4 protein-coding genes are annotated in these 6,373 nt (G+C 56.9%); 3 read left to right on the top strand and 1 reads right to left on the bottom strand.

Annotated elements, in window-relative coordinates; all coding sequences use genetic code 11:
* Window positions 1-215: 215 nt before the first annotated feature.
* Window positions 216-761, bottom strand: a complete 546-nt coding sequence (orn, locus tag INF68_RS16740) for an oligoribonuclease (RefSeq protein WP_023310130.1) — start codon at window positions 759-761, stop codon at window positions 216-218.
* 107 nt (window positions 762-868) lie between these two features.
* On the opposite strand from orn, the gene rsgA reads away from it, so the two are divergent.
* The 3 genes from rsgA to mscM all read left to right on the top strand — a co-directional run bounded on the left by rsgA (window position 869) and on the right by mscM (window position 6,330).
* Entirely contained in the window at window positions 869-1,921 is a 1,053-nt protein-coding gene (gene rsgA / locus INF68_RS16735) for a small ribosomal subunit biogenesis GTPase RsgA (protein ID WP_023334242.1), read from the top strand.
* 97 nt (window positions 1,922-2,018) lie between these two features.
* Window positions 2,019-2,987, top strand: coding sequence for an archaetidylserine decarboxylase (gene asd, locus INF68_RS16730; protein WP_033144458.1), 969 nt, complete (start codon window positions 2,019-2,021; stop codon window positions 2,985-2,987).
* A 19-nt stretch (window positions 2,988-3,006) separates the two neighbouring features.
* The gene (gene mscM / locus INF68_RS16725; protein ID WP_126787397.1) at window positions 3,007-6,330 is read left to right on the top strand and encodes a miniconductance mechanosensitive channel MscM; all 3,324 of its coding nucleotides are present in this window, start codon (window positions 3,007-3,009) and stop codon (window positions 6,328-6,330) included.
* Window positions 6,331-6,373 lie beyond the last annotated feature (43 nt).

The following is a 6,373-nucleotide window of genomic DNA, read 5'->3' as shown; positions in this document are numbered from 1 at the left end:
CCAACTGAGCTATTCCCGCAAATCTGCACTGCTTTTGTTGCTGTCGTAACGTGTAATTCTCTGTCGTTACGGGAGGCGCATTATACGAGAAATCCTTTTAGCTGCAACCCCCCTTAAAGCGATTTTTTCGAAATTAAGTTCAAATGCTTAATTAATCGGCAAGCTGAACAATTTAACGACAAAAACCCGGCCACGCAAGGCGCCGGATCGCAAAATCACAGCTTAATAAAGTTTTCGCGGTAGTAGGAAAGCTCCGCCACGGACTCACGGATATCGTCCATCGCCTGGTGAGTCCCCTGCTTTTTAAAGCCGTCGAGGATTTCAGGCTTCCAGCGACGCGCCAGTTCTTTCAGGGTGCTGACATCCAGATAGCGGTAGTGGAAATATGACTCCAGCTCCGGCATGTACTTAAACAGGAAACGGCGATCCTGGCCGATGCTATTCCCACAGATAGGCGATTTGCCTGCCGGAACCCACTGTTTCAGGAACTCAAGCGTCGCCAGCTCCGCCTCGCGATCGCCGAACGTGCTCGCCTTCACGCGCTCCACCAGGCCACTGCCGGTGTGGGTGCGCACGTTCCATTCATCCATCAAAGCCAGCTGGTCGTCGGACTGATGCACCGCAATCGTTGGCCCTTCAGCCAGAATATTCAGGTTGGCGTCCGTCACCAGCGTTGCAATTTCAATGATGCGATCGCGCTCGGGATCCAGCCCGGTCATTTCGAGATCGATCCAAATCAGGTTGTTTTCATCCGCGCTCATGTTATTTTCCACCCTTCTCGCATAACCGGCAGTAGCAGGTTAACTAGTATTAATTAGAGTGTATCATAGAGGTTTTGCCCCTTACGGGCGACCAGGAGCCAGCGCGATTGAGTAAAAATAAACTCTCCAAAGGGCAGCAGCGCCGCGTAAACGCCAACCACCAGCGCCGTCTTAAAACCACTTCGGAGAAGCCGGATTATGACGACAACCTGTTTGGTGAAGCGACAGAAGGCGTAGTCATCAGCCGTTTCGGTATGCATGCCGATGTCGAATCCGCCGACGGGGATATTCACCGTTGCAATATCCGTCGTACCATCCGTTCACTGGTTACCGGCGATCGCGTGGTCTGGCGACCGGGTAAAGAGGCGGCGGAAGGCGTTACGGTAAAAGGTATCGTTGAAGCGGTTCATGAGCGCACGTCCGTGTTAACCCGTCCTGATTTCTACGACGGGGTCAAACCCATTGCTGCCAATATTAACCAGATTGTTATCGTATCGGCGATTTTGCCCGAACTTTCGCTCAACATTATCGACCGATACCTCGTCGCCTGTGAAACGCTGCAGGTTGAACCGATTATCGTATTGAACAAAATCGATCTGCTGGATGACGACGGCATGGCCTTCGTGAATGAGCAGATGGACATCTACCGCAAGATTGGTTACCGCGTGCTGATGGTCTCCAGCCACACCAAAGATGGCCTTAAACCGCTGGAAGAGGCGCTGACCGACCGCATCAGCATCTTTGCTGGCCAGTCCGGCGTAGGTAAATCGAGCCTGCTGAACAACCTGCTTGGCCTCCAGCAAGAGATCCTGACCAACGATGTGTCCAACGTCTCTGGCCTGGGCCAGCACACCACCACCGCCTCACGTCTGTATCATTTCCCGCACGGCGGCGACGTGATCGACTCTCCGGGCGTGCGTGAGTTCGGTTTGTGGCACCTTGAGCCGGAACAAATCTTTAACGGATTTGTCGAATTCCATGATTATTTAGGCGCTTGTAAATACCGCGACTGTAAGCACGATAACGACCCTGGCTGCGCTATCCGTGAAGCGGTTGAGAAAGGCGAGATCGCGGAAACCCGCTTCGAGAATTACCACCGCATTCTTGAGAGCATGGAAGACGTAAAAACGCGTAAAAACTTTTCTGATTCTGATAACTGACAACTAAGCTAAGCATCGCTAAAATCGTCCCCTTTTTTCAGGTTCCGGCGGCTTGACGCCGGATCAGGAACGACAAAACAATGGCCTGGAGGCTACCTTGTTAAACGCATTTAAACTTTCGCTTCAATACATTCTGCCAAAACTGTGGCTCACTCGCCTGGCGGGCTGGGGCGCAAGCAAACGCGCGGGCTGGCTGACCAAACTGGTCATCGACCTTTTCGTAAAATATTACAAGGTCGATATGAAAGAGGCGCAAAAGCCGGATACCGCCAGCTACCGCACCTTCAACGAGTTCTTCGTACGCCCGCTGCGTGACGAAGTGCGCCCGCTGAACACCGATCCTAACGTCCTGGTGATGCCGGCAGACGGCGTGATCAGCCAGTTGGGTAACATCGAAGACGACAAAATCCTGCAGGCGAAGGGCCATAACTACAGTCTGGAAGCGCTGCTGGCGGGTAACTACCTGATGGCGGATCTGTTCCGTAACGGTACGTTTGCCACCACCTATCTGTCACCGCGCGACTACCATCGCGTGCATATGCCGTGTAACGGTATCCTGCGTGAAATGATTTACGTCCCGGGCGACCTGTTCTCCGTAAACCACCTGACCGCGCAGAACGTGCCGAACCTGTTTGCCCGTAACGAGCGCGTCATCTGTCTGTTCGATACTGAATTTGGCCCTATGGCGCAGATTCTGGTCGGTGCGACCATCGTAGGCAGCATCGAAACCGTCTGGGCCGGCACCATCACCCCACCGCGCGAAGGCGTGATCAAACGCTGGACCTGGCCTGCCGGTGAAGCGGAAGGCTCGGTGGCCCTGCTGAAAGGTCAGGAGATGGGTCGCTTCAAGCTGGGCTCTACCGTAATCAACCTGTTTGCGCCGGGCAAAGTGAAGCTGGCTGAACAGCTCGAAAGCCTGTCGGTCACCAAGCTGGGCCAGCCGCTGGCGGTCTCTACCGAAACCTTCGTGACGCCGGATGCAGAACCTGCTCCGCTGCCGCAGGAAGAGATCAACGCCGAGCACGACGCCAGCCCGCTGGTTGACGACAAAAAAGACGAAGGCTAACAACAGAAGGATCGCTGACGTGCGCCCGATTATCGTTCTACTGATGGCCTGGTGCCTCAGCATGGGGGCGTACGCAGCGACAGCCCCCGACGCCAAACAGATAACCCAGGAACTGGAGCAGGCAAAAGCGGCCAAACCCGCTCAGCCAGAGACCGTCGAGTCGCTCCAGGCTGCCCTGAACGCGCTTGAGGAACGGAAAGGCTCTCTTGAGCGCGCTCAGCAGTATCAGCAGGTTATCGACAATTTCCCCAAACTCTCGCAGACGCTGCGCGCGCAGCTCAATAATCTGCGTGACGAACCGCGCGACGTGCCCGCAGGCATGACCTCGGACGCTCTGAACCAGGAGATCCTGCAGGTCAGCAGCCAGCTTCTGGAAAAGAGCCGTCTTGCCCAGCAGGAGCAGGAGCGAGCGCGTGAAATCGCCGACTCCCTCAGCCAGCTTCCGCAACAGCAAACCGACGCCCGCCGCCAGCTTAATGAAGTTGAGCGTCGCGTGGGTACGCAAAGCGGCAATACGCCACAGGCTCAGGCCCAAAATCTGGGCCTGCAGGCAGAATCGGCTCGCCTGAAGGCCCTTGTCGATGAGCTGGAGCTGGCGCAGCTTTCCGCCAATAACCGCCAGGAACTGTCGCGGATGCGCTCTGAACTCGCTCAGAAGCAGAGCGAGCAGCTGGATGCGTATCTCCAGGCCCTGCGAAATCAGCTTAACAGCCAGCGCCAGCGTGAAGCGGAGCGCGCGCTGGAAAGCACCGAACTACTGGCGGAAAACAGCGAAAACCTGCCTGCCGGCATCAACGAACAATTCAGGGTCAACCGCGAGCTTTCTGCCGCGCTGAATCAGCAGGCGCAGCGCATGGATCTGGTTGCCTCGCAGCAGCGTCAGGCGACCAATCAAACCCTACAGGTTCGCCAGGCGCTCAACACCCTGCGCGAGCAGTCCCAGTGGCTCGGGTCATCAAACCTCCTGGGCGAAGCGTTACGTGCCCAGGTCGCGCGCCTGCCGGAAATGCCGAAGCCGCAGCAGCTGGATACCGAGATGGCCCAGCTGCGCGTTCAGCGCCTGCACTTTGAAGATCTTCTCAATAAACAGCCGCAAATCCGCCAGATCCGTCAGGCTGACGGCCAGCCCCTGACCAGCGAGCAAAACCGTATTCTGGAAGCCCAGCTGCGTACCCAGCGTGAACTGCTGAACTCTCTGCTCCAGGGCGGGGATACGCTGATTCTGGAGCTGACCAAGCTAAAAGTCTCCAACAGCCAGCTGGAAGATGCGCTGAAAGAGGTGAACGAGGCTACGCACCGTTATCTCTTCTGGACGTCCGACGTGCGTCCGATGACCTTCTCGTGGCCAATTGAGATTGTTCAGGATCTGCGCCGCCTGATTTCGCTGGACACCGTCAGCCAGCTGGGACAGGCCAGCGTGATGATGTTTACCAGCAAAGAGACCATTTTCCCGCTGCTCGGGGCGTTGATTCTGGTGGGCTTCAGCATTTACTCGCGCAGACATTTCACCCGCTTCCTGGAGCGTTCCAGCTCCCGGGTCGGGAAAGTCACCCAGGATCACTTCTGGCTGACGTTGCGCACCGTATTCTGGTCGATTCTTGTCGCCTCCCCGCTGCCGGTGCTGTGGATGACGCTGGGGTATGGCCTGCGGGAAGCCTGGCCCTATCCGCTCGCGGTCGCAATTGGCGATGGCGTCACCGCCACGGTGCCGCTGCTGTGGGTGGTCATGATTTGTGCCACCTTCGCGCGCCCCAATGGCCTGTTCATCACCCACTTTGGCTGGCCGCGTAATCGCGTTGCGCGCGCCATGCGTTACTACCTGATGAGCATCGGGCTGATTGTGCCGCTGATTATGGCGCTGATCATGTTTGATAATCTCAACGACCGGGAGTTCTCAGGCTCGCTGGGGCGCCTCTGCTTTATGCTGATTTGTGGGGCGCTGGCCATCGTTACGCTCAGCCTGAAACGCGCGGGCATTCCGCTCTATCTGGATAAATCCGGCAGCGGCGACAACATGTTCAACCGGCTGCTCTGGAACCTGCTGCTTAGCGCACCGTTGGTTGCGATGCTGGCAGCCGCAGTAGGTTATCTGGCGACCTCGAAGGCGCTGCTGGCGCGGCTGGAAACCTCGGTGGCAATCTGGTTCCTGCTTCTGGTGGTGTACCACGTGATCCGCCGCTGGATGTTGATCCAGCGGCGGCGTCTGGCGTTTGACCGTGCCAAGCATCGCCGGGCAGAGATTCTCGCCCAGCGTGCGCGGGGAGAAGAAGAGCCAAACCACGTCAACAGTACGGAAGGCACAACGGAAGCGGACGAGGTCGAACTGGATCTGGATGCCATCAGTACCCAGTCCCTGCGCCTGGTTCGTTCCATACTGATGCTAATTGCCCTCCTCTCGGTCATCTTCCTGTGGTCAGAGATCCACTCAGCATTTGGCTTCCTGGAGAACATCTCTCTCTGGGACGTGACGTCTACGGTGCAGGGCGTTGAAAGCCTGGAGCCGATTACCTTAGGGGCGGTGCTGATTGCCATTCTGGTGCTGATCATCACCACTCAGCTGGTGCGCAACTTCCCGGCGCTGCTGGAGCTTGCGCTGCTGCAGCATCTGGATTTAACGCCGGGGACGGGCTATGCGATTACGACCATTACCAAATATCTGATCATGCTGTTTGGCGGGCTGGTTGGCTTCTCGATGATCGGTATTGAGTGGTCGAAGCTGCAGTGGCTGGTGGCGGCCCTTGGTGTAGGGTTAGGTTTTGGTTTACAGGAGATCTTCGCCAACTTCATCTCTGGCCTGATCATTCTGTTCGAAAAACCGATCCGTATTGGCGATACCGTAACGATCCGCGATCTGACCGGCAGCATCACGAAGATCAATACCCGTGCGACGACGATCAGCGACTGGGATCGGAAAGAGATCATCGTGCCAAACAAGGCGTTTATCACCGAGCAGTTCATCAACTGGTCGCTGTCAGACTCTGTTACCCGCGTGGTGCTAACGGTACCTGCGCCGTCAGACGCCAACAGCGAAGAGGTGACCCAGATCCTCTACACCGCCGCTGAGCGCTGCTCGCTGGTGATCGACAACCCGGCGCCGGAAGTATTCCTTGTGGATTTACAGCAGGGGATCCAGATTTTCGAGCTGCGTATTTATGCCGCCGAAATGGGACACCGTATGCCGCTGCGCCATGAGATTCACCAGCTGATTCTGGCGGGCTTCCGCGAGCACGGTATTGATATGCCGTTCCCACCGTTCCAGATGCGTCTGGAAAGCCTGGACGGGCGTAAAACGGGAAGAACGTTGACGTCAGCGACGCGTACGCGCCCGGCGGGAAGTTTGTAAGGTAAGCGGTGCAACCCTCTCCCACGGGAGAGGGTTAACTGTC

Origin of the sequence: Enterobacter cloacae complex sp. P16RS2, assembly GCF_014982155.1 — a bacterium.
Lineage (GTDB): Bacteria > Pseudomonadota > Gammaproteobacteria > Enterobacterales > Enterobacteriaceae > Enterobacter > Enterobacter cloacae_M.
Note: the sequence above shows the minus strand (reverse complement) of the source record. Positions and strands in the feature narration are given on the sequence as shown.